At 48.0% G+C, this 488-nt stretch carries 5 tRNA genes; all 5 read right to left on the reverse strand.

Annotated elements, in window-relative coordinates:
- Positions 1 to 31: 31 nt before the first annotated feature.
- A tRNA-Lys gene (locus KMHG_RS17015) sits at positions 32 to 104 on the reverse strand.
- Between the two features lie 19 nt (positions 105 to 123).
- A tRNA-Thr gene (locus KMHG_RS17020) sits at positions 124 to 199 on the reverse strand.
- A gap of 9 nt (positions 200 to 208) precedes the next feature.
- Positions 209 to 280: transfer RNA gene (locus tag KMHG_RS17025), tRNA-Glu, on the reverse strand.
- Between the two features lie 20 nt (positions 281 to 300).
- Positions 301 to 391 (reverse strand) — tRNA-Ser (locus tag KMHG_RS17030).
- 3 nt (positions 392 to 394) lie between these two features.
- Positions 395 to 471: transfer RNA gene (locus KMHG_RS17035), tRNA-Asn, on the reverse strand.
- Between the last annotated feature and the right edge of the window lie 17 nt (positions 472 to 488).

The following is a 488-nucleotide window of genomic DNA, read 5'->3' on the forward strand; positions in this document are numbered from 1 at the left end:
AAAAAGCGAATGCAATCGCATTCGCTTAATATGAGTCATGCAGGATTCGAACCAGCGACCCTCTGATTAAAAGTCAGATGCTCTACCAACTGAGCTAATGACTCAATTTTCATTGAGAAAAAATGGTGCCGGCGAAAGGAGTCGAACCCTCGACCTACTGATTACAAGTCAGTTGCTCTACCAACTGAGCTACACCGGCATATGAAAATGACCCCTACGGGATTCGAACCCGTGTTACCGCCGTGAAAGGGCGGTGTCTTAACCGCTTGACCAAGGGGCCGTCTATCAAATTGAAACAAATGGTGGAGTAGAGAGGATTTGAACCTCCGCGCCGGTTACCCGACCTACACCCTTAGCAGGGGCGCCTCTTCAGCCTCTTGAGTACTACTCCATATGGCTCCGTTGGCAGGACTCGAACCTGCGACCCTCTGATTAACAGTCAGATGCTACTACCAACTGAGCTACAACGGAATAAATAATATAAAAAT

It is taken from the genome of Kurthia massiliensis (genome assembly GCF_000285555.1).
Lineage (GTDB): Bacteria > Bacillota > Bacilli > Bacillales_A > Planococcaceae > Kurthia > Kurthia massiliensis.